This window comes from Staphylococcus sp. FSL W8-0774 (assembly GCF_038006785.1).
GTDB classification, from domain to species: Bacteria; Bacillota; Bacilli; order Staphylococcales; family Staphylococcaceae; genus Staphylococcus; species Staphylococcus pasteuri.
In genome coordinates, this window is sequence record NZ_JBBOVW010000001.1 from 85,184 (window position 1) to 109,367 (window position 24,184).

At 32.1% G+C, this 24,184-nt stretch carries 26 protein-coding genes; 21 read left to right on the forward strand and 5 right to left on the reverse strand.

Annotated elements, in window-relative coordinates; all coding sequences use genetic code 11:
- Positions 1–293: 293 nt before the first annotated feature.
- Positions 294–1,031 (forward strand): methyltransferase domain-containing protein, encoded by a 738-nt coding sequence (locus NSQ15_RS00370; protein ID WP_154873906.1) that lies wholly within the window; start codon positions 294–296, stop codon positions 1,029–1,031.
- Between the two features lie 66 nt (positions 1,032–1,097).
- Here NSQ15_RS00370 and isaB read toward each other — a convergent pair whose 3' ends face one another.
- Positions 1,098–1,607 carry an immunodominant staphylococcal antigen IsaB family protein gene (gene isaB / locus NSQ15_RS00375; RefSeq protein ID WP_017637802.1) on the reverse strand — a complete coding sequence of 170 codons (510 nt, stop codon included), beginning with the start codon at positions 1,605–1,607 and terminating at the stop codon, positions 1,098–1,100.
- Between the two features lie 284 nt (positions 1,608–1,891).
- Between isaB and NSQ15_RS00380 the strand changes: the two genes are divergently transcribed.
- The gene (locus tag NSQ15_RS00380; RefSeq protein WP_070451676.1) at positions 1,892–2,845 is read left to right on the forward strand and encodes a hypothetical protein; all 954 of its coding nucleotides are present in this window, start codon (positions 1,892–1,894) and stop codon (positions 2,843–2,845) included.
- A gap of 81 nt (positions 2,846–2,926) precedes the next feature.
- On the forward strand, positions 2,927–3,496 hold the full coding sequence (locus NSQ15_RS00385; RefSeq protein WP_340746862.1) for a hypothetical protein: 570 nt from the start codon (positions 2,927–2,929) through the stop codon (positions 3,494–3,496).
- A 56-nt stretch (positions 3,497–3,552) separates the two neighbouring features.
- Here NSQ15_RS00385 and NSQ15_RS00390 read toward each other — a convergent pair whose 3' ends face one another.
- Positions 3,553–4,590: a PTS sugar transporter subunit IIC gene (locus NSQ15_RS00390; RefSeq protein ID WP_154840843.1), complete on the reverse strand. Its 1,038-nt coding sequence runs from the start codon at positions 4,588–4,590 to the stop codon at positions 3,553–3,555.
- Between the two features lie 315 nt (positions 4,591–4,905).
- Here NSQ15_RS00390 and NSQ15_RS00395 point away from each other — a divergent pair, with 315 nt between their 5' ends.
- The 4 genes from NSQ15_RS00395 (at position 4,906) to NSQ15_RS00410 (ending at position 9,035) form a co-directional block, all read left to right on the forward strand.
- Positions 4,906–5,127: a hypothetical protein gene (locus NSQ15_RS00395; RefSeq protein ID WP_017637798.1), complete on the forward strand. Its 222-nt coding sequence runs from the start codon at positions 4,906–4,908 to the stop codon at positions 5,125–5,127.
- Between the two features lie 171 nt (positions 5,128–5,298).
- Positions 5,299–5,856 (forward strand): sugar O-acetyltransferase, encoded by a 558-nt coding sequence (locus tag NSQ15_RS00400; protein WP_070451672.1) that lies wholly within the window; start codon positions 5,299–5,301, stop codon positions 5,854–5,856.
- Positions 5,857–6,119: 263 nt separating this feature from the next.
- Entirely contained in the window at positions 6,120–7,481 is a 1,362-nt protein-coding gene (brnQ, locus tag NSQ15_RS00405) for a branched-chain amino acid transport system II carrier protein (RefSeq protein WP_046467265.1), read from the forward strand.
- Between the two features lie 186 nt (positions 7,482–7,667).
- On the forward strand, positions 7,668–9,035 hold the full coding sequence (locus NSQ15_RS00410) for an MFS transporter (RefSeq protein ID WP_340746863.1): 1,368 nt from the start codon (positions 7,668–7,670) through the stop codon (positions 9,033–9,035).
- 289 nt (positions 9,036–9,324) lie between these two features.
- On the opposite strand, the gene NSQ15_RS00415 is transcribed toward NSQ15_RS00410, so the two are convergent.
- Positions 9,325–9,873 carry a cysteine hydrolase family protein gene (locus NSQ15_RS00415; protein ID WP_046467263.1) on the reverse strand — a complete coding sequence of 183 codons (549 nt, stop codon included), beginning with the start codon at positions 9,871–9,873 and terminating at the stop codon, positions 9,325–9,327.
- Between the two features lie 162 nt (positions 9,874–10,035).
- Here NSQ15_RS00415 and NSQ15_RS00420 point away from each other — a divergent pair, with 162 nt between their 5' ends.
- From NSQ15_RS00420 to NSQ15_RS00465, 10 genes are all read left to right on the forward strand, one after another.
- Positions 10,036–10,395: a DUF2294 domain-containing protein gene (locus NSQ15_RS00420; protein WP_070451668.1), complete on the forward strand. Its 360-nt coding sequence runs from the start codon at positions 10,036–10,038 to the stop codon at positions 10,393–10,395.
- Positions 10,396–10,552: 157 nt separating this feature from the next.
- Positions 10,553–11,578, forward strand: coding sequence for an NAD-dependent formate dehydrogenase (locus NSQ15_RS00425; protein WP_340746864.1), 1,026 nt, complete (start codon positions 10,553–10,555; stop codon positions 11,576–11,578).
- A gap of 238 nt (positions 11,579–11,816) precedes the next feature.
- Positions 11,817–12,440 carry a nuclear transport factor 2 family protein gene (locus NSQ15_RS00430; protein ID WP_046467261.1) on the forward strand — a complete coding sequence of 208 codons (624 nt, stop codon included), beginning with the start codon at positions 11,817–11,819 and terminating at the stop codon, positions 12,438–12,440.
- Positions 12,441–12,457: 17 nt separating this feature from the next.
- Positions 12,458–13,402 (forward strand): amidohydrolase family protein, encoded by a 945-nt coding sequence (locus NSQ15_RS00435; RefSeq protein WP_017637790.1) that lies wholly within the window; start codon positions 12,458–12,460, stop codon positions 13,400–13,402.
- A gap of 192 nt (positions 13,403–13,594) precedes the next feature.
- Positions 13,595–14,476 (forward strand): ribose/proton symporter RbsU, encoded by an 882-nt coding sequence (gene rbsU, locus NSQ15_RS00440; protein ID WP_017637789.1) that lies wholly within the window; start codon positions 13,595–13,597, stop codon positions 14,474–14,476.
- Positions 14,477–14,494: 18 nt separating this feature from the next.
- Positions 14,495–14,899, forward strand: coding sequence for a D-ribose pyranase (rbsD, locus tag NSQ15_RS00445; RefSeq protein WP_029056702.1), 405 nt, complete (start codon positions 14,495–14,497; stop codon positions 14,897–14,899).
- A 23-nt stretch (positions 14,900–14,922) separates the two neighbouring features.
- Positions 14,923–15,831, forward strand: a complete 909-nt coding sequence (rbsK, locus tag NSQ15_RS00450) for a ribokinase (protein ID WP_046467258.1) — start codon at positions 14,923–14,925, stop codon at positions 15,829–15,831.
- Positions 15,832–15,998: 167 nt separating this feature from the next.
- Positions 15,999–16,445 (forward strand): MarR family winged helix-turn-helix transcriptional regulator, encoded by a 447-nt coding sequence (locus NSQ15_RS00455; RefSeq protein ID WP_070451665.1) that lies wholly within the window; start codon positions 15,999–16,001, stop codon positions 16,443–16,445.
- A 37-nt stretch (positions 16,446–16,482) separates the two neighbouring features.
- On the forward strand, positions 16,483–17,487 hold the full coding sequence (locus NSQ15_RS00460) for an NADP-dependent oxidoreductase (RefSeq protein WP_070451950.1): 1,005 nt from the start codon (positions 16,483–16,485) through the stop codon (positions 17,485–17,487).
- A gap of 19 nt (positions 17,488–17,506) precedes the next feature.
- Entirely contained in the window at positions 17,507–18,193 is a 687-nt protein-coding gene (locus NSQ15_RS00465; protein WP_070451663.1) for a type 1 glutamine amidotransferase domain-containing protein, read from the forward strand.
- Between the two features lie 68 nt (positions 18,194–18,261).
- Here NSQ15_RS00465 and NSQ15_RS00470 read toward each other — a convergent pair whose 3' ends face one another.
- Together NSQ15_RS00470 and NSQ15_RS00475 are read right to left on the reverse strand one after the other, a co-directional pair.
- Entirely contained in the window at positions 18,262–19,347 is a 1,086-nt protein-coding gene (locus NSQ15_RS00470; protein WP_070451610.1) for an ABC transporter permease, read from the reverse strand.
- Positions 19,347–20,072: an ABC transporter ATP-binding protein gene (locus NSQ15_RS00475; protein WP_017637782.1), complete on the reverse strand. Its 726-nt coding sequence runs from the start codon at positions 20,070–20,072 to the stop codon at positions 19,347–19,349. The genes NSQ15_RS00470 and NSQ15_RS00475 overlap by 1 nt, the downstream gene beginning before the upstream one ends.
- A gap of 141 nt (positions 20,073–20,213) precedes the next feature.
- Between NSQ15_RS00475 and NSQ15_RS00480 the strand changes: the two genes are divergently transcribed.
- The 4 genes from NSQ15_RS00480 to cntM all read left to right on the forward strand — a co-directional run bounded on the left by NSQ15_RS00480 (position 20,214) and on the right by cntM (position 24,121).
- Positions 20,214–20,774 carry a TetR/AcrR family transcriptional regulator gene (locus NSQ15_RS00480; protein WP_082082900.1) on the forward strand — a complete coding sequence of 187 codons (561 nt, stop codon included), beginning with the start codon at positions 20,214–20,216 and terminating at the stop codon, positions 20,772–20,774.
- Between the two features lie 410 nt (positions 20,775–21,184).
- Positions 21,185–22,024, forward strand: a complete 840-nt coding sequence (gene cntK, locus NSQ15_RS00485) for a histidine racemase CntK (RefSeq protein WP_070451617.1) — start codon at positions 21,185–21,187, stop codon at positions 22,022–22,024.
- Entirely contained in the window at positions 22,024–22,839 is an 816-nt protein-coding gene (gene cntL, locus NSQ15_RS00490; RefSeq protein WP_217194137.1) for a staphylopine biosynthesis enzyme CntL, read from the forward strand. Before cntK ends, cntL begins: the two co-directional genes overlap by 1 nt.
- Positions 22,832–24,121: a staphylopine biosynthesis dehydrogenase gene (gene cntM, locus NSQ15_RS00495; protein WP_017637778.1), complete on the forward strand. Its 1,290-nt coding sequence runs from the start codon at positions 22,832–22,834 to the stop codon at positions 24,119–24,121. The genes cntL and cntM overlap by 8 nt, the downstream gene beginning before the upstream one ends.
- Positions 24,122–24,184: the final 63 nt, after the last annotated feature.

Sequence of the window (24,184 nt, forward strand, 5' to 3'; positions counted from 1 at the left end):
AGTGGCACCTGGCCAATACCATAGTGAGAACTTAGTATCATTAAATAAGTTAGTAAAAAATGTTGTATAAACAACGAATAAATTAACTATACTTAAAATGATTGATAATAAATATAAGATGCGAGTTGATTTCATGATGTCTGTCCTTTCTAATCATGTATTTATATTAAGATAATATTATATAATTTTGTTGTTCAGTTTGTAAATAGATTTAATGCGTCATTTATATTTTAGTATAAAGTGAGCTTCAGTAAGATATATAATCAAAAATGTTTGATGAAGGAGAAAAATAGATGAATAAGAGAAATGAAGTTATTAACAAATTACTAGAGCGTGCAGATATTCATGAAGGTATGCGTGTACTAGATATTGGATGTGCTACTGGTGAAGTAACACAATTAATCGCCAAACGCGTAGGATCACAAGGAGAAGTTATTGGTATCGATATGAATGAAGACTTATTGGCTAAAGCAATTGAAGGAAATTCATATACAAATGTCTGTTATCAATTACATGATATTTACCAATTACCCGAAACGTTGGGTCAATTTGATGCAATTGTTGGTCGACGCGTATTAATGTACTTGCCTGATGTGAAACAAGCTTTATCTATATTAAAAGGATTTTTAAAACCTGGCGGGCAATTTTGTTTTCAAGAGAGTGATGCGATTAATGGAGGAACGGGTGCAGATCAATTACCAAACCATCAAACAGCAATACAGTGGATCTGGGATACTGTTGAAAAAGAAGGTGGAGATATTCATATTGGACAAAAACTATATCAATTATTTAACGAAATAGGTATGCGTGATATAGATTACTTCGCTGAAGCGGTGATTCATACTTCTGAAAATAATGATTTAGAATGGTTAGTGGGAATGATGTTACCTAGAATGAAAGCACATCACGTAGTGGAAGACAATTTCTCAATGGATACATTTAAAGATAAATTAAATCAAGAAGCGAATCAAAATCCAGCTGCTTTTATACGAGATATGGCCTTTGCCATAACAGGAAAAATCAAAGGTTAATAAACAAGATAGAGGCTAGAACCCGCAAAATGGGTTCTAGCCTCGTTTATATATTAAAAGTTATGTTTAAGATACATTCGCGTATGTGACATATCCATTTTGTACAACAAAAACAATATGCCCTTTACCTACTTGATAACTATATAAGCCATCGCCTTTCTTCTTAGTAGGACCATTTAATGGATTTTGGAAATCGTAGTGATTACCATATTTTTGTTTCACTTGTTTTAAAGTAATTGTATTTGGTTTGATTTTAAATTCTACATTATTTGCTTTGTGGTTTTTATATTGTTGGAAATTTTGATCATAAATATCTTTAGAATTATTGGGTGCTTGATACTTACTATTTACTTTCACACCGTTGAATTCTACGTTACCTGCTTTTAGTCCATTGTAGAAAGATGAACTTAACACAAAATTGCCACCAGAAGCGGTATAACCATTATATTTATACCAATATTGAGATGAAGCAGCATGAGCTTCGTGAGATGATACATTGTCTGCAGAAACACTTACTCCTAATGCAGTGCCGAGAATAATACTACTAGCAACAAAAGTTTTTGTTAATTTCTTCATAAAGCATCACTCCTATATGATTTTGGTAGTGAAAACACTATCACTTTTAATTTACAATATTATTATAAGATATTCAAACTTAAAGTATAAATTTATTTTCGTTTATTTTATTTAATGATATATAGTACATAATTCATTTATATCTATATTGTGAAATATTTTTGTTTCGTGTCTATATTTATATAAAAATATAGTATAGTCTATATGTATAAAGTATTTTTTCAATAAATGTAAATTTATGCATATTTAAATTAAATCATTAACTAAACAAAGGGGACTTATTAGTGAAGAAATTGTTATTTTTAAGTGGAACAGCACTTTTATTGTTGGCAGCGTGTAATAATGATGACTCATCAAGTGACAACAAAGGTGCGTCAAATGTAGAAGATAGTCAAAAAAGTGAAAATAGCAACAAAGGGGATAATTCAAAATCATCTTCTAGTAAAGATAGCTCAAATAAAGAAAGTAATTCAGATAGTTCGAAAAGTTCATCTAGTAATGACATAGCTAACTTATCTGAGAAAGAGAAAGTAGCTTTAGTATTTTTAGCGAATGAATCAGGTAAATATACTTTAACGAAAAATGATATTTTGACTGGTAGATATACAGCTCAGATGTCAGATGGTAAAGAGACTAAAACTTTGAAAAATTTTGCTGTAAGTAGAGAAATTCAAGATATTCCAAATTCACCTGAAGGGATGAAATTTTATGGTGTATCTCCTTCTGTAGGAATGTTTGGATCTATTATAGGTGTCAGTGACGATAAAATTTATTTAGGTGGTACTCAAAGTGAAATTCCTTCATATAAAGATGCTTTAAAGTACGGTGAAGAACACGACACTAAAGAAGTCTACGAAAAATATAAAGATTCTAGTGAATTTGAATCAGTAGCTAACAAGATTAATATTTATGATAAAATGCCAACATTCTCAGATGATGACGATGAAGAAAGTGATGACGATTCAAGTTCAGATGATAATAGTTCATCAGATAGTAGTTCTGATTCTGAAGAAGTTACACGTGATAACGTTATTGATAAAGTAGAATCCTACGAAGGAGAAAATTTAGATACAGACGAATATACATTTAAAGAACCTGAAAAAACAAGTGATGGTAAATGGGGATTCTCATATGATGATAAAGATGGCAATTTAGCAGGATCATATACTGTAGATGTTGATGATGGCTATGTGACGAAATATGATGAAAATGGTGACAAAGTAGGATCAGGTTATTAAGCTTTAATGCAACTCATAATAATGTATAAGAAGTATGTACCTTATAATCAACGACTTCTATAAGAAAGGATTAAATGAAATATGTTTGAAGCGCCTGTTATGGAATGGTTTATAACATCCCTCATTGTATTTGTAATTATTTTATTAGCTGTAGAATTAATCAATTCTATAAGTAAAAATAAGAAAAGAATAATGGACATAGCAATAGAGTTAGACAGTTGGGTAAAATATTGTTTGAGTTTGGCTTATGTTGTCCTTATTTCAATAGGTATCTACGAATTCACGTTTTATTTTATGTTAGAAGCAGCAACACTTTGGGCAATTGTATTTCCAGTTACAATCATTGTCATATTTACACCATACTTACTTTTATTTTTACCATTATTTAAATATACAAGTACTTGGGGAATATTTCCCATTATATTGTGGAGTATGGTCAGCGCATTACCTTTAACTTATGGTATAAATCTATTAATAACTTCAAAAATGAGAACTACTGAATCTGATGTAGTCGCTTATACTAACGGTAAGGAAGTCTTTAAGTATGTCGGTGGCGCTTCGTTGGTTATAGTAGCAGTAACAGCCATGGTATTGATTATTATTAAATCAGTAACAAAAAAATATACAAAAGAATTAATTAGTGAAGAATAATAAAAAACCATCTCCCAATTGCGAGTTTAGCCGCATTTTTGGGAGATGGTTTTATTCTATGAATGTTTCGCTTTTTTGTTACCAGGCATTGGGATGTGTAAGTGCATTAAATCAAATTTTTTAATTAATGTGCCAATAATGTAAGCGAGTATTAAGCTAGTAATTGCTACGGCAATAATTGTTATAGCGGATGATACTGGATTATTAAAGCCAAATAGTACAATGGCACCTGCAATAGGCGTTGCCATACCAGTTACGCCTATTTTTAGACCGCTAAATGTGATAATGCAAGCATTGACCATACCTATAATAGCGTTGGTTCCGTATAATACGGACGCATATTTTACAATTAAATCAATTTGTGTCAATGGTTCTATAAAGACGGCGAAACGATTTGGTTTTTCGCCAATTTTTAAAATATTGAATAGCGTAAAGTTTACAAATGATGCGCCGGTACAAGTAATCGCACCGATAGCCATTGGTAGACCAGTTAGACCTAAAATACTTGCAAGTACCATTGAGCTTAATGGTGTCATACTTGTTACTGGAATAATAAGACCTAATATAATTGCTAATGCATAAGGACTACTATCGCCAACTGAGTTAACAGCGCCGGCAATTTGGTTTAATACGGCTGTGACTCCTGGATTGATTATAGAAGCGAGTCCATAAACTAATGCTGGTGCAATGAGTATAACTACGATTAAATCTAAACCTTCTGGTACTTTCTTTTGAATAAATTTAATGATGAATGCAACAATATATGCAGCGATAAACGCTGGTAATAAACTGAAATCTTTTAATACTAGACCTACAATAATAGCGAATACAGGTGATACGCCTAAATTGATACATGTGAGTATACCCACTGCGATACCACCTAGACTACCTGCAAGATCCCCGATGTCTTGTAAGAATTTAATATGTAAGATACCACCTATGGCATAGCTTAAGAATGCTTGGGGAAGGAATGTCGCACAAGCTGCACCTGATAATGCTTGTAAGCCTTCCTTACCGTATGGTGCAAATTTTAAAAATAAAGTCATTATAATTAACACGGCGACAAGTGTTCCAACGCCTAAAATAATATTCATGTATATTAACCCCTTTAGTACAATTTAAATACCATCTCTATAAAAAATCATTTCACAATTGTAACGTAATGTTCAAAAAATTAAATCGCCCACAAATAATTATTATTAAATATTTAATCTTTTTGAAAATTCAAATTCAGAATTCGAGTTGTAAATCTATATAGAAGTTAAAAAAGTATACAATTCGTTTGGAAATCATTTGTTTATTTTTACAAAATAAATGTTTTAACAATATAGACATAAAATATAACAATTTACATGTATAAATTTATGTTTTGGGGTATATAATATACACAACAGAGGGGGGAGATTCTTATGAAATTTTTCAAATTAGATTATCAACACAATAAAGATATTGTCGACGATAATGTTCTAACTATGTTTGTTATTGCTAAAAATAAAGATGAAGTAGAAGAATTTGCTAAAAAATTAGGCTACGCAGTGGAAAACATTAAAAAATTAAGTCAAAAAGAATTTGACCACGAAAAAGAAGTCACTGAACATTATAGATTAGAACATGCAGATCAATATTTATAATGTTTAAGTGTAACAAGTAAAGTAATAAAAGGGGTAAGCTGTAGATTGCTAAATATTGGCAGACTACAGCTTTTTGAATATCACTAAAAAACTCATAATTACAGAGTTATTGATTGATATATTAAGTTAAATTCACATTGAATAATATAGAAACGAGAGGGTCGGATTACTATGAGAGAAATTGAAAAACTTGATAAAGGTATGCCATATCATTTTGATGATAAAGAAGTAGCAGATCGTAAAGCAAGAGCCGCGCAATTATGCCAAGAATTTAATGCCATTCCTGCTACAGATCCAGAACAACAGGAAAAGAAAATTCGTGAAATATTAGGTTCAGCTGGAGATAACATTTCTTTCCAAGCTACATTCAATTGCGATAATGGAAGCAATATACATGTAGGGCATGATGTATTAACTAATTATAATCTTACTATTTTGGATATTGCACCAGTAACAATAGGAAATCATGTCATGATAGGTCCAAACGTCGATATTTATACTGTTAATCATCCTTTGAGTGCAAAAGGCAGACGAGAATATTTAGCACAAGCAAGCCCAGTTAATATAGGAAATGATGTTTGGATAGGAGGCAAGGTAACTATTACACCGGGTGTTACGATAGGTGATAATGTAGTTATCGCATCAGGTGCAGTAGTAACAAAAGACATACCTGATAACTCACTTGCAGCAGGTGTACCAGCTAAAGTCATTAAACAATTAGAAGAATAGAGGCATAAACAGTTTTAATGAATCGCTAATTTCTGCAGTGAAGAATAAATCGGCTAATAATAAAGTTTTGAAAAGCTATACGAAAAAGGTCTGTTTAAATATGTAAAATCAATTATTAAGTGCATTAAAATGTAATTTTATACATTTATGTGTAATGATGAACCATTATTGTCTAATTTTTAAAAATTTTCTTGTTATTTACATTTTTCCTTTACAAAATATAATGTATAATGAACAAAAAATAACTAGGAGAATAAACAGACATGATGAAAAACAAATTGACATTAAAAGAGAATATTTTTATCGGATCAATGCTATTTGGTTTATTCTTTGGTGCAGGGAATATTATATTTCCAATTCATCTAGGACAAACAGCAGGATCAAACGTATTTATAGCCAATTTAGGCTTTTTAATTACAGCCATTGGGTTACCATTTTTAGGTATCATAGCAATCGGTATGTCTAAAACAAATGGCATTTTTGAAATTACTTCAAGGGTAAGTAAAACGTACGCATACATATTTACAATAGGTCTATATTTAGTAATCGGACCATTCTTTGCTTTACCTAGGTTAGCAACGACATCATTTGAAATTGCATTTTCACCATTTATCTCACCAGGTGCTGCGAAGATTTATTTACCAGTTTTTAGTATTATTTTCTTCTTATTAGCATGGTTCTTTGCGAGAAAACCATCTAAAATTTTAGATTACATAGGGAAATTTTTAAATCCTGTATTTTTAATCTTATTAGGTATCGTTGTTGTCTTAGCCTTTATCCATCCATTAGGTGGATTAACTAATGCGCCAGTAAGTGCGGATTATAGTAAGAGCCCACTGCTCAAAGGATTTATTGATGGTTATAATACTTTAGATGCATTAGCGTCACTAGCATTTGGTATTATCATCGTAACAACGATTAAAAAGTTAGGTATTACAAATCCTAATAGTATTGCTAAAGAAACAATTAAGTCAGGAACAATCAGTATTGTATTAATGGGTATCATATATAGCTTACTTGCGTTTATGGGTACAATGAGTATCGGTAAATTCAAAGTGAGTGAAAATGGAGGTATCGCATTAGCACAAATCGCGAGACATTATCTTGGAGATTACGGCATCATTATCCTATCATTGATTGTTATTGTGGCATGTTTAAAAACAGCTATTGGATTAATCACAGCCTTTTCTGAAACGTTTACTGAGTTGTTCCCGAAACGTAGCTACTTAATGTTTGCGACAGTAGTCAGTATTTTAGCATGTGTATTCGCTAACGTTGGTTTAACGAAAATCATTATGTATTCAACACCTGTATTGATGTTCATTTATCCATTAGCGATCACAATTATTTTATTAACATTAATTAGTCCATTATTTAACCACTCAACTATTGTTTATAGATTCACGATTTTCTTCACTATGATTGCTTCATTCATTGACGGAGTTAAAGCAAGTCCAGAACCATTTTTAAAAACATCATTTGCTAAATTCGTTATTTCATTAGGTGAAAAATACCTACCATTCTTCGATATTGGAATGGGATGGATTTTACCAGCATTGGTTGGCTTTATTATTGGCTTCATTGTTTACAAAGTTCGTTCAAATAAATCTTCAACAAATGAATAGAATTCTAAGAGTGTATCGCGTCTATCCTTAATAAGATAGGCGCGATTTTTTATATCAATTAAACAAATATTCATTAATATTATATGCGAAATAAAGAAGGCTTAAATAAATATTTATTTTTACTTAATAATGAATTAATAATCATTAATTAAGCTTAATCTAACGAAAATCTAAAGGATGGTTAATATGGAAATGGTAAAGTCTAAGCAAGATTTATACAGAATTATTGATGATTCTGATAAGCAACAGACTTCTAAAATGTTACTTTTAATGGTATTGGGAACGATATTTTTAGATGCATATGATATTACCATTTTAGGAACAATGACTGATCAAATTACAAAAGAGTTTCATTTATCTCCCACAATGTTATCCATTGTGATGACATCTTTACCTGTAGGTGCATTGATAGGTGCGATTTTTGGAGGGAGTTTAGCACACCGTTTTGGGAGAAAAAGAATCCTTTCTATTTCTCTTTTAATTCTTATCGTTACATCATTATGTGCAGCCATATCACCTAATTTATTTATGTTGTTAATTAGCCGATTTTTAATGGGAATCGCTATTGGTATGGATAGTCCAGTTGCCTTCACATTTATTGCAGAAATTAGTAATAAAGTACAAAGAGGTCGTAATGTTAATTACTGGCAAGTTGTATGGTACATCGCTATTGTAATATCTTCATTAGTGGTCATTATGTTTTTCTTATTAGGTGTTGGAGAACTCTTATGGAGAATGGCAGTTGCATTTGGAGGGGGTATTGCCCTCATATTATACATTATGAGATTGAAATACTTGAAAGAAAGTCCGACATGGATTGTTAATCATTTATCTCTTAAAAAAGCATCACTATATACTCAAAAGCATTATGACGTTCAAATTCAATTAGTAGAAAATGAAACAGATGTTAAAGAAATAGACACAGCTAAACCTGAATATAAAAGACTTTTAAAGCCGCCATACTTAAAAAGAATTACACTAGCAACAGCAATTTCTACCTTACAAGGAATGCAGTATTATGCGGTTGGTTTATATATCCCTATAATTGCAAAATATATGATAAGTGAAGATAAACTAGGTGTGCTACTTGGGACTGGAATTGTTAATATTGCTGGTATTATTGGTGCTTATTTAGGAGCACAATATACCTATCGGATAGGTACACGTAAACTCACAATGATAGGCTTTGCTATTGTACTCTTTGTCATGATTATGACGGGATTATTATATAGTGTTATGCCTATGATAATTAATTCATGTTTAATCGCACTATTCTTATTTGGACATGCAGGGAGACCAGGTACACAAGGTAAAACGATAGGAGCAATGTCATTTCCAACGCAATTACGTTCACAAGCGACAGGAATTGTAGAATCAGTAAGTAGAACAGGTAGTATTATAGGTACGTTCATATTCCCAATTATTTTAGCAACTGTAGGTTTAAATCAAACCATGTTAATTATTGGTCTTGTACCTTTAATAGGTTTAACAATTACGTTCGTACTGAAATGGGAGCCAGTCGGAAAGAACGTTGAGAATGAACTGACTAGTTAATGCGGACAAAGGGGATAATTGGGAAAGATGCTTGTATATAACTGCCATGAAGGGATTATTTGGCTAGAGGTAAGTGTTCGGTTTGTCTGAAGTTAGTGTAACGGCGGTCTAAAAATCTACTTTTCTTCAGAGCATTATCCCCTCCCCTATCTAGATTGATTGAGGTGGCAATCATTAATAATAAAGAAGACTTTCTTATTGCACATAAAATGCAATAAGAAGGTCTTTAGTTATAATTCAGATATTAGATTATAAATCGCTCATTTCAAATATGAGAGCAAAATCTTTATTATTTAGTTAAAAATTCTGAAGTTGTTGTTACTGAAGCGAAGTTTGATAATGCTGAAATATATGCAGTTTGAACATTTTTAGCATCGACTGTTTCGCCATTATACTCTAAATCACATGTAGCAGTTGTATCTTCAACTAGAATAGGCTGATAGCCAAGTTCAGCCGCAACTCTTGTTGTAGAATCAATACACATATGTGTCATCATACCTGTAATCACAAGTTGTTCAACACCTTGTTCTTTTAAAGTGTCTTGTAGAGTTGTACCTAAAAAGCTATTAGGATATTGCTTTTCAATGATAATATCATCAGATTGTACATTGAATTTTTCATGAATTTCAATACCATTAGTACCTGCTTCAAATAAAGGAGCACCTTCAGTATGATCAATATGTTGAATATAAATAACAGGTAACTGTTGTTCTTTAAATGCATCTTTCAATTGAACTGCTTTGTCTGCAGCAGCTTCCGGATTAACAAGTGGGTTTTTACCACCATCGAAGTAATCATTTTGTATATCTATAATAACGAGTGCTTGTTTTTTAGTCATTTTATCTCTCCTAAACGTTTTGTTAATTCTAACGTATGTAACTAAAAAAAAAGAAATATTTAGATTTGTGTCTAAATTGTGATCATTTCTCTTGAAAATTTTGTCAAAAGTATTACAATGGTATCTGTAACGTAATTGAAAACGCTTCTTAATTAGAAGAAGGTGAGTCAAATAGATAAAAGAAAAAAAGAGCAAGCCTTTGCTAATCTTGTACGTGCCTATCGTAAAGAACATGTCGGTAAAGGACCTGAAAAAATCGAAGTCGATTTTAAAGGTAATTGGGCAATCGCTTTTATGACAGGTGCATTAAGTAAAGTTGAAAACTTTTACTTGCGTGATGAACGTAATGAAGAAATGTTACGTCATGCACGAACACAAGAAGTAAAGCGTCTATATGATGAGGTCAATCCTGATGAGATGGAAGAACTTGTCGGTGCTAAATTTGTAAAACTATTTACAGATGTTGATTTAGCTGCTGATGAAGTAGTGTCAATATTTGTTTTCGATAAATCAATAGAATAAGCGTGCTGGTGTAAGGTACCTGGTGCTGTTTGCTAACTACGCTTGAATAAAATTAATTATTCAAGGGGGTGATATGTGCAAATAGTAGCAGGTATTTTTGTGTATTAAGAAGTAATTTAAATTTTAAATAAAAAATTTTATAGGAGTGTATTATTTTATGAAAATAGTAGCATTATTTCCAGAATATGTAGAGGGCGAAGAAAATCAAATTTTAAATACTAAAAAAGCAATTGGTTTAAAACCATTTTTAGAAGAAAAAGGACATGAATTAGTCATCTTAACTGATGGTGAAGCTGACTTAGATAAACACTTAGCAGATATGGATATTGTTATTAGTGCACCATTCTATCCAGCTTATATGACTAAAGAACGTCTTGAAAAAGCACCAAACTTAAAATTAGCTATTACTGCAGGTGTCGGTTCTGACCATGTTGACTTAAAAGCAGCTAGTGAAAACAATGTGGGTGTTGTAGAAGTAACAGGTAGTAATACAGTAAGTGTTGCCGAACATGCTGTTATGGACTTATTAATCTTACTACGTAATTATGAAGAAGGTCATAGACAATCAGTTGAAGGTGAATGGAACCTTTCTAGAGTTGGTAATGACGCACATGAATTACAAAATAAAACAATCGGTATCTTTGGTTTCGGTAGAATTGGTCAATTAGTAGCTGAACGTTTAGCACCATTTAACGTAACAATTCAACATTATGACCCAATCAACCAAAAAGATAATGAACATTCAAAATTTGTAGACTTTGAAACATTAGTATCAACAAGTGATGCAATTACTATTCATGCACCACTTACACCAGATAAAGATACACTATTTAATAACGATGTGTTAAGTAAAATGAAAGAAGGTAGTTATTTAGTTAACACAGCTAGAGGTAAAATTGTAGATACAGAAGCATTAGTAAAACAATTAGAATCTAAACACATTCAAGGTTATGCTGGCGACGTATGGTATCCACAACCTGCTCCTGCAGATCACCCTTGGAGAAATATGCCTAGAAATGCAATGACTGTACACTATTCAGGTATGACATTAGAAGCACAACAACGTATAGAAGAAGGTACAAAAGATATTTTAAATCGTTTCTTTAACAATGAACCATTCCAAGACAAAGATGTGATAGTTGACGGAGGTCAAATCACAAGCGCAAGCTATAACGCAAAATAATTCACACAACACCATAGCCATGGATATTACCCTTTCCCATCTCCCTTAAAAAATATAAATCTATAATAGAGAAACATTGTTTACCCCTGGACAATGTTTCTCTATTTTTATTATTTAGCATCGATTACAAATTGGTTGTAATTTAGGTTTATCTTTTTCATAATAAACGGATAGATGTCCACATATTAATTGGAATGAGCAAAACTAGACTTTAGTTATAAATTAAAGGAGATAGATTATGTTATTCGAAAGAAATAAACCATTTACGAACGAAACATTACTTGATAAAGAAAATATATTAGAACTGATTCAATTTGAAAGATTTTGTCGTGATAACAGTCTTTGGGACAGTATGTATCAATGTTTTTCAAAAGATTCAACGGTAAATATTTCGTGGTTTAAAGGGTCAGGCGCTGAATTTGTAGAATCATCAAAAGAAATGAATCGTTATGCACCGCATCAAATTTATAATTCACAGATTTGGATTAATCAACATAGAGCAGTTGCAATTATGCAGGCAACAATCCAAGCACGATTACCTATTGAGGATGTTCAAATGCAACTCAATTCAGATGCGAAAATTGTGTATGGATTAGTTAAAGAAGGAGACACTTGGTATATCCAAAATATGGAATGTGTCTATGAAAAAGATAGTCTTACACCTGTCGTACCTTCAACGATTACTATTCCAGACGAACAGTTACAAGCATATCGTTCAAGTTATGCATGCTTAAGTTATTGCCTAAATTACATTGGTTATAGTGTAAATCATGAATTACAAGGTATTGATCGACCAGAGCAATTGAACGATTATTATCAACGTTTAGATCAATGGTTAACTTATCAAAACGACACGATATAAATAAAGGAGTATTAAAGATGAAAAAAATAGACTTACATTCACATTATCTTTCACCAGGATTTGTGAAATTTTTAGATGATTATTTTGATGGTAAAGGTGACGGTGTACCAACGCCTTCATTTTCAATAGATAGTTATTTAAAGTTAATGGAAGATGAAGAGATAGATTATAGTGTATTATCAATTTCAAGCCCACATTTAAGTGCTGCACCAGATAAAGAAATGCTTGAGTTAACTGAAGAAGCGAATACCTATGCTGCTGAGATGGTAACAGCGCATCAAGATAAATTAGACTACTTCGCATCATTACCTCTACCTTTAGTAGAAGAGAGTATTCAAATGATCGACCGTGCCTTAGATGACCAACATGCATTAGGGTTTACATTACCAACCAATGCACGAGGTATTTATTTAGGTGATGATCGTTTAGATAAAATACTTGCTAAACTAGATGAACGTCACGCATTAGTAGCAATTCATCCTAATGAACCTAAACCAGTTAATGATTCAATTAAAGAAAAAATACTATCACCATTGATGGAATTTTTCTTTGATACGACACGTACTATTATTTTCATGAGTCAAAATAATGTGTTTAGTAAATATCCTAATATTAAATGGATTGTGCCACATAGCGGTGCGTTGTTACCAGTTATCGCACAACGTGTGAGCATAGGTAATAAAATGTTTAATGTTGAAAATGGACCGGATGATATCGAACAAGTTATGAAAAACTTATACTTTGATTTAGCCGGTATGGTATTACCTTATCAATTACCAACATTATTAGAAATGGTGGATGAAGATAAAATTGTGTATGGTGCAGATGCTCCTTATACAACTGATGAAGTAATTAAATTATTAGCGAATCAGCTTGAATCTACAGATCAATTATCTAATGAACAAAAAGAAAAATTCTTATATAACAATGCAAGTAAATTGTTAGGATTTTCAAATAAATAATAGTATTTAAAAAAGGAGCGTTCCAATGAGGATACGCTCCTTTTATATTTTGAATAAGTTATGACAATAAATCAGAATAGATCTTTTGTCCTCTTAATATTTCATCAATTATACATGATAGTGCTATACTTGAGTAAAGCGTTTTCCTAAAAATTTGGTCATTATAAAAAATATAGATAGAGGTGTTTAATAATGAATTTAGTCGCAATACTTATTGGTTTAGGACCACTAATAGGTTGGGGTCTATTTCCAACTATCGCTTCAAAATTTGGTGGTAAACCAGTAAACCAAATTATAGGTGCTACTGTCGGAACATTAATTTTTGCCATTGTGTTCTTTGCATCGACAAGTCATAGTTTCCCAACAGGTATGGATTTATTCTTTGCACTGTTATCAGGCGCAGGGTGGAGTTTTGGTCAAATCATGACATTCAAAGCATTTGAATATGTAGGATCATCACGTGCAATGCCAGTAACAACAGCATTTCAATTGTTAGGTGCTTCTTTATGGGGCGTCTTTGCACTTGGTAACTGGCCTGGTGTTACAAATAAAATTATCGGATTTATCGCATTAATTGTTATTTTAATTGGTGCGCGTATGACAGTTTGGGATGAGCATCCAGAAGCAACAAATAGCAAATTATTAAGAAAAGCAGTTGTGATTTTATTAATTGGTGAAATTGGTTATTGGTTATATTCAGCAGCACCACAAGCGACAGATATCGGTGGTAAAGCAGCATTCTTACCACAAGCAATCGGTATGGTGATTGTAGCTGTTATTTATGGATTGATGAACATGAAAGAAAGTAATCCATTTACTATGAAAGTAACATGGTTGCAAATTATCTCAGGTTTCTTCTTTGCATTTGCAGCGTTGACATATCTTATCTCTGCACAACCAAATATGAATGGTTTAGCAACAGGTTTCGTACTATCTCAAACTTCTGTTGTGCTTGCAACTTTAACTGGCATTTACTTCTTAAACCAACGTAAAACATCTAAAGAAATGTTAGTCACTGTCATTGGATTAGTACTTATTTTAGTAGCAGCGACTGTAACAGTATTTATCAAATAATAAAGAGGAGAGATTTTGATGAAGAAAACAGCATTACTCAATAGTCATGTATCAAAAGCTATCGCAACGATTGGTCATTATGATTTACTGACAGTTAACGACGCGGGAATGCCTATCCCAAATGATGATAGAAGAATTGATTTAGCAGTAACAAAGGAATTACCTAAATTTATTGATGTACTAGAAACAGTATTATCAGAAATGAAAATTCAAAAAATTTATTTAGCTGAAGAAATCAAAACAAATAATGCGACACAGTTAAAACAAATTAAAAATTTAATTGATGATGATGTGGAAATTGAATTTATTCCACATTCAGAAATGAAAGCATATTTAAGTCATCCATTAAATAAAGGAAATATACGTACTGGTGAAACTACACCATTCTCTAATATCATCCTTGAATCAAACGTAACATTTTAATTAATTGAAACGGAGAGGTTGTTATGACTAATAAAGTCGTTATTTTGGGATCTACAAATGTAGACCAATTTTTAACAGTTGAACGATATGCCAAACCAGGGGAAACATTACATGTGGAAAAAGCACAACAATCCTATGGTGGCGGTAAAGGTGCCAACCAAGCTATTGCAACAGCACGTATGAAAGCTAATACGACATTTATTTCTAAAGTAGGTAAAGATGGATTAGCGCAATTTATGTTCGACGATTTTAAAGATGCAGGTATGAATATAGATTATATTTTAGAATCTGAAACTGAATCAACTGGCCAAGCATTTATCACTGTTGACGCGCAAGGTCAAAATACGATTTACGTCTATGGCGGTGCAAATATGGCCATTACACCAGAAGATGTTGTTAGTGCTAAAGAGGCAATTACACAAGCAGATTTCATTGTTGCACAGTTAGAAGTACCGGTACCAGCAATCATTGAAGCTTTCAAAGTAGCAAGAGCAGCAGGTGTAACGACAGTCTTAAATCCAGCACCAGCCAAGGAATTACCACAAGAATTATTGGAATTAATTGATGTGATTGTGCCTAATGAATTTGAAGCAGAAATATTATCAGGCACCCCTGTCACAGATGAAGCGTCTATGGCACAAAATGCGAATTATTTCTTAGGATTAGGTGCAAAAGTGGTCATCATTACTTTAGGAGAACAAGGTACATATTATGCCGTTGAAAATGATTCTGGATTAGTACCAGCTCAAAAAGTAAAAGCCATTGATACAACAGCAGCAGGAGATACTTTTATCGGCGCTTTCGTCAGTCGATTTAATATGGAAGAACGTAATCTTGTTGAAGCCATTGATTTTGCTAACAGGGCAGCTTCACTTACAGTACAAAAATCAGGCGCACAAGCCTCTATTCCTTTAGCAGAAGAAGTAGAATAATCATATAAACCTCTGATAGTCTTCTTTTTGAACGGCTAATCAGAGGTTTTTAATTTCTAAAAAGTATTAATCAAATCAATCATTTGAATTATAAAGAAAGATATCTTATATTTAATAGTACACCCGGTGTACTATTAAATAATTACTTTTGAAATAGGGGCAATAAAATGAATATTAATCAACTAGAACAATCCATTAACCAATTTCATGTTGTAATGATGCACATTAATAAAGAAATCGATGACATGGTTAAAGAAACAGGACTTGATGATGTATTATCAAGAGAACAAATTGAAGCACTTAGAATGATACAAGCTAATGGTTCAATGACTGTTGGAGAATTAGCCACACAGCAAAATATATTTAAGACGGCAGCCTCAAAGAGAATAAATAAACTTCAAGACAAAGGCTATGTAGCGCAAGCACCTTCTGATAATAAGCGAATTAAATTAATCACATTAACTGATGAGGGAGAGAAATTGATTAGTGAAGTTACTTCAAAAATTGCTAATACTTTGAAATCAAGATTAAATAATGAATTTAGTGAGCAAGAACTTATCGACTTCGTGAATCAACTCGATCAACTAGAACAAGTATTAAGCAGACATCATTAAACATTCATTTAAAGGAGAGATAAAGATGAAAACAGATATGAGGGCAATGGTTATCTATCAATATGGAAATAACCCTGTAACTGAAACACGTATGCCGATACCAAGTATGAATCCAAATGAAGTAAGAGTAAAAATTATAGCAGCAAGTATAAATCCTATAGATTTTAAAATTAGAGATGGTGAGTTACGTATATTATTGAAATATCAATTCCCGCTCATACTAGGAAATGATTTTTCTGGTGTCATTACAGAAGTTGGTAGTAACGTAAAACAATTTAAAATTGGAGACGAGGTATATGGTCGTCCACGGAAAAAGAAAATAGGCACATTTGCAGAGTATATTTCAATTGATGAACATGATATTGCTTTAAAACCAAATAATTTAACTTTTGAAGAAGCAGCGAGTGTACCTCTTGTTGGTCTAACATCATATCAAGCGTTTAATGATATGATGAAACTTAAAAAAGGTGATAAAGTATTAATTCAAGCTGGATCAGGTGGTGTAGGTACATTTGCTATTCAATTGGCTAAAGCAATGGGATTATTTGTAGCGACAACAGCAAGTCCTAAAGGATACGACCTTGTATCACAATTAGGTGCTGATAAAATAATTAATTATAGAGAACAAAACTTTTGGAAAGAAATATCAAACTATGATGGTGTATTTGATACATTGGGTGGAGATAATTTGAATCATTCATTTGAGGTACTCAAGACTGGCGGTACAGTGGCATCAGTTTCAGGTATTCCAACAGCTAAACTAGGACGACGTTTGAAACTTGGATTTGCTAAAACTACGCTATTAGGCTTGGCATCTTTAAAACTATTACTTAAAGCAAAGAAACATCATGTCAATTATGAATTTTTATTTATGGAACCTAGCGGCGAACAGCTTGAAATCATTCGCAACTTAATTGAAAAAGGTCAAATTAAACCAGTTATAGATAGAGTATATGATTTTAAAGATACTCAACAAGCTATTGAATATTCAAATAGCGGTAGAGCTAAAGGTAAAATTATTATTAAGATGGAAGATAAATAGAGAATAGGGAGCCGATACAATGAAAAAAATAATGATAGTAAATACAAGTACTGATGTCTTTGAAGGTACTGAAATACCAACTGGTTTATGGTTAAGTGAACTCGTACATTTTTATAATCAATTTAGAAGTGATGACTACCAAGTCGATTTATTCAACATTACAGGTGGCAACACACCTATCGATCCAGTAAGTCTTGGACGTCTAACATTAGATAAAACGACTAAATCATATTTATATGATGAGAACTTTATGAATTTATTGAAGTATGCGCAACCTATTGCTGAAGCGGACCCTAAACAATATGACGCCATTTATTTTACAGGTGGTCATGGTGTGATGTTTGATTTTCCTGATAATAAAGATGCACAAAATGCAATTAATGAAATTTATAATCATGGTGGTATTGTTTCAGCTGTATGTCATGGCATCGCAGGGTTATTAAATGCTAAAAATAGTAAAGGCCGTTTCATTATTGATCAACATCAATTGACTGGATTTTCAAATGTAGAAGAAGTGCTTGCCAATCGTAAAAATGTCGTTCCTTTTAAATTAGAAGACGAAATTAAACGTCGTGGCGCACATTATAGTAAAGCTAAATTGCCATTTCGTCCATATGTTGTTGTTGATGGACAAATCGTTACTGGCCAAAACCCACAATCACCAGAACATGTTGCCCGTGAAGTAAAAGCATTGTTAAATAAATAGATTAGAATAAAAAAGAGTACTTGATTATAGTTGAAATCAAGTACTTCTTTATTATGAAGATTAAATGATTAAACTTTTCGATAGCGTTTGAGTCCAATGATATTGAGTAGAATGAAAATAATGATAAATAAACAAAGTATCATTACATCAAACCAAATATGATACCAACCTTGCCCTTTAATCATAATATTTGTTAAAGCGTCACCAGCATATCGAAGTGGGAACAAGTAGCCAATATTACTTAACCAAGGTGTCATGTTTTCTAGTGGAAAGATACCAGAAAAGAACACTTGTGGGATGGCAACGATAGGTATGAATTGAACCATTTGAAATTCTGAATTAGCAAATGTAGAGATAAATATTCCCATTACTAACGCTGTAATAGCTAGTAAAATATTAATGAGCAAGACATACCCCAGACTACCTGCTAAGTTGATACTTAATAAATAGATTGAAAACAGGACAATGATAAGCGTTTGTATAATAGCGAAAATACCGTAGCCGAATAGATAACCAAAGACAATTTCACTACGTCTGATAGGAGTTGATAACACACGTTCTAAAGTACCTGTCGTACGTTCACGCAGTAGTGCAATTCCTGAAATAAGAAAGACGAAGAAAAATACAAAGAATCCCATTAAAATTGGGAACATTTTATCAAAATAGTTACTATCTTTGTCTCCATATAAATAGCTATTGTCTATTTTAGTATCTTCTGATTGTTTTCCTTTTGCAGCTTGAGGCATAGAATTGATTATCTTTTTAACGTCAGACATTTTATTTTTCTGAATTGACTGATGTAATAATTGTTTAATTGAACCTGATTTACTTGGATCTTCGTTTGTATATGTGACATGCAAAGTATGTTTATCTTGATAAATATAGGCATCTAAATCGTTGTTTTCTATTTTAGATTTAATATTTTTGTCTGAATCAAAGTGTTTAAAAGAAATATCATCATTTTTAATATTATCAGTAACATGGCTTGATACAGAATCGGCAACACCAATTTTCAAATCGGTATCTTCATCAGAATTAAATACAAAATACATGAGTGTGAGAACTAATAAAGGTGCTAAGAACATAAGTGCCAATGTGCGCTTATCTCTTAGTAATTCTATAATGACACGTTGAATGATAGCCATCAGTTTCATTAGTGTTTAACCTCCTCTGCTTTTATAAAGACTTCTTCAATTGTTTTGACTTTGAATTTTTGTTTTAATTCATTAGGTGTTCCTATAGCAAATAGTCGTCCTTCAACTATGAGACCTATTTTGTCACAACGTTCAGCTTCGTCCATTACATGTGTAGTGACAATGACACTTTTACCTTCATGAGTTAAATTTTTTAATTGAGACCAGACCTGTTGTCGCAGCTTAGGATCAATACCGACAGTCGGTTCATCTAGTATGATAAGGCTTGGATTAGCTAATAGTGTAATTGCCAGTGATAATCGACGTTTCATACCACCGGAGAATGTATTAACAGTCTTAGTTAGTGAATTTTCTAAATTGACTAATTGTAAATTTTTACCAATACTCTGTTTTAATTGTTCACCTTTTAATTCTGCTAAATGACCAAAAAAGGTTAAATTCTCTTTAGCTGATAATGATTCATATAGTGCATCAGTTTGTCCCATATAACCAATATGACTCAATACACGTCGATGGGGCATTTTTTTATTAAAAACTTGTGTTGAACCAGAATTTAATTTTTCCATACCTAATAAGCATTTAATTGTTGTTGTCTTACCTGAACCACTTGGACCAATTAGTCCTAATAGTTCTCCTTCATGAATTTCAAGGCTAATATGATCTAATACTTTATGTTTATCGTATATTTTTACTGCATCAGTTAATGCTGCGATTGGCTTTGTCATATTCATTTACCTCCTTATTTGACACTGTGTCTAATTACTGTATATTCAATATAAATCAGATTTACATATAAAAGTATATTAATTGAAAAGTATTAGACAAATCATAAATAGATGTTCAATAAAGTTAGTGAGATGAAGAAAATGGATGAACAAGTGGTTGATAAACGTGTATATAAAACGTTAATGAGAATAGAAAAAGGCATAATTAAGTTATTAGAAAATAAATCATATAATGAAATTACTGTAAAAGACATTTGTCTTAAAAGTGGTATTAGTAGAGGGACTTTCTATCAACATTATAAAGATAAAGATGATTTTTTATTTAAATATCAGCAAGCAATGATGAAGAAAGGAAAGAAACGCTTAGCGAACATTCACTTTACACATCGTCTTCAATTTTTTGAATATGCTTTGAACTTTTGGCTTAATGAAGGGGAATTATTCCTATTATTGTTAAAAGATAATGGTGCTTATACTATTCATCAAGTAATGAAGCAGAATTTACAGCAAAATATTGAAGTACAGTTAATACCTATCGTCAATACTCAAACATTAACGACTAAAGAAAAATATTTTTTAATTATTTTTATGAGCAATGCAGTCTTTGGTGTTTTACAAGATTGGGTAAAGCGTGGCAGACAAGAATCACCTAAAGAATTAACCTTAATTATTGATAAAATTTTTAACACAGTATTTGCCTAATAAGAATTTAAAATACATCAGTATCAAGGAAATTATTTTTAGAATGGCACTATTTTTATTATGTTACACATATCTATAATAATAAAATAAATTATTAAAACGCGCATAAGATCACCTTACTAAGACACATAGTAAGGTGATTTTTTGTATATAGAATAGACATTTTTGATGGGTTTAATATATCAGTATCAATCCCATATTTAAAGGCACAAATTTAATAAATGTATGTAATTTTAATGAAAATTATTATCAGTTATATTGACAATAATATCTTAGTCATATATTATCTTCTTTAAATCGTAATAATTACGATTTGTTTCGTGCAACTGTTTTGCATTTTTGGATATATAGGTCAGAACTGGCTTATATCAATAAATGTAAAAAGAATTTACAACATAAAGGAGTATTATATGCAACGACAAGTTGTTGAATTTTCTAAGTATAATCCGTCTGGAAATATGACTATTCTTGTACATTCACAACATTGTCCAAGTGACTATGCAAGGATTGCCAATCAACTAATGGCATCTACACATGTATGTTGTGAACAAGTAGGTTTTATAGAATCTATGAAGCAAGACAGCGGTGAGACATTTCGTTTGGTCATGAGTGGAAATGAATTTTGTGGCAATGCAACAATGTCTTACATTCAATATTTAAAGGAACACAAACTACTGACATCAAAACAATGTTATGTCGATGTATCTGGATGTGAAAAGTTAGTACCTTGCACGATACATGATTATCAATTATATGAAGTTGGCATGCCCCAAGCACAGCAAGTATCACAGGAATATTTACATATTGGGCAACAGGTATGGCAAGCGATAAAGGTGACATATGACTCATATGTACATTATGTCATTCCAATAGAAGAGATTTCGCCGTCCATTAAACACCAAATAGAGCAATATGTTAAAAATCAGCAGTGGGACAATCAATACAAAACCATTGGCATCATGTTGTTTCATGTTCAAAACCAATTTCTCCATCCTTTAATTTATATACCAGAAGTGGAAAGTTTAATTTGGGAGAATAGCTGTGGCTCTGGGGCGGCTACTATAGGTGTATTTAATAATTATCAAAGTGAAAATCCGTGTGCTGATTACATTGTATATCAACCAGGTGGCAGTATTTCAGTAACATCTAAGTACTGCCCGACTCATGGATATCGTACTTCAATTAAAGGTAGCGTATCTACTGTTGCATCAGGAAAAGCTTATATAGAACAGGAGACGATAGTAAATTGATGAATTCAAAGATAGAGATAGATCATCTTTTACAACAATACTTAAATCAATTTGAAAAGGTGTATCAAGATGTGATTCAGAATCCAAATGACATTAATAAGTTAGAAACATTGGTTGATAGCTATAGTCAATTCATATTGGATTCAACACAGCAAGAACAATTTGTAGCTTGGCAAGATGAAGAGAGAAAACATCAACTCACGCAACAACTACAAGACATTACAGCACAGTGTGTAAAACAAGTTGAAATGATAAGAGCAAGACGATTGTTAGACGGTAAGACGTCTACCTCAGGATACTTTGACAACATTGAACATTGCATTGATGAAGAGTTTGGACAATGGCGTATATATAAGGATGATAAATTGTTACTTGTTGGATCAGGCGCGTATCCAATGACATTAATACAAGTTGCTAAAGAAACTGGTGCTTCTGTTATTGGTATCGATGTTGATAGTGAAGCTATGTACTTAGGTCAACGTGTCGTTAATGTATTAGCACCTAACGAAAATATTGAAATATCAAACAAAACTGTAGATCAAATACCAGATATCAATGAAGTGACACATATTATTTTTAGTTCAACCATACCTGTTAAATATGACATCTTAGACCAACTATTTGAATTAACGAACGATAACGTGGTTGTAGCTATGCGTTATGGCGATGATCTGAAATCGATATTTAATTATCCCTCACAACCAACATTAACGCATCATTGGCAATGTGTTTATCGATTAGTACAAGAGAATCAAATTTTTGATATCGCATTATATCAAAAGCCTTTGTTGAAAGAGGATAAACCGTATGTCTAACGTATTAATTATTGGTAGTGGTCCTGTTGGCGTACAACTAGCACAAATTTGTCATCAATTATCAATTAAAGATATAGATATGGTTGGTCGTGCTACTACATCTGAGAAATCGTTAGCAGTCTATAACGGTTATCAACACGACGGTATGTTCAAAGTTACAACGCAAAATGAAGCTCATAGTCAATTTGCAGGGGAATTCCGAATTCGTCGTTTTTATAAAGACATTCAACATGTGAATCAACTATACGACACAATTATTTTGGCATGTACTGCTGATGCGTATTGTTCTATGCTGCGTCAATTAGATTCCAATACATTGCAAAAGATCAAAGATATTATATTAGTGTCGCCGACGTTCGGTTCGCATATGATGATAGAACAATTAATGAAAGACAAGAATGAGGATGTTGAGATCATTTCATTTTCAACATACCTAGGAGATACAAGAATCATAGACTCGTCCCAACCTCATCGTGTACTTACAACAGGAGTGAAATCGAAGTTATTTGTAGGTTCGAATAAACAATCATCAAAATTAATGAATCAATTACAGCTATTATTTAAGAGATTAAACATAAAGCTTTCAGTGATGAATACACCGTTACATGCGGAAATACGTAATAGTTCATTATATGTACATCCGCCATTGTTTATGAATGATTTTTCATTAAAAGCTATTTTCGAAGGTACAGATGTACCTGTTTATGTATATAAATTATTTCCAGAAGGACCAATTACAATGACGCTAATTAGTGAAATGCGTCAGATGTGGCAAGAGATGATGGCAATTTTACAGAAATTAAGTGTGCCCTCAGTCAATCTTTTGAAATTTATGGTTAAAGAAAATTATCCAGTGAGACCAGAAACGTTAAACGAGGCAGATATCAGTCAATTTGAATCTTTACCTAGCGTAAAACAAGAATATCTACTCTATGTGAGATATTCAGCTATATTAATTGATCCATTTTCACAACCAGATCAAGAGGGTCGCTATTTCGACTTTTCAGCGGTTCCGTTCAAACAGTTATATCAAAACGAAAAGGGTGTCGTACATATACCAAGAATGCCTAGTGAAGATTATTATCGTACAACGGTTATTCAGTCTATTGGTAAAGCTTTAGAAGTGCCTACACCTATGATAGATGAATTGTTGGAGAGATATAAAACGTATTGTCGACATTACCAAAGCCAACATCCACATCAATCACTATCTTCTCAATTTGAGCTTAACCATTTCCAACAGGATATTTCACTCATTACAACTTATTTAGCAATGCAATAGGGATTTTTTAAAGATTTGAGGTTTTAAGAAGAGACAACACACTTTTCAATATAGAAAGAGGAA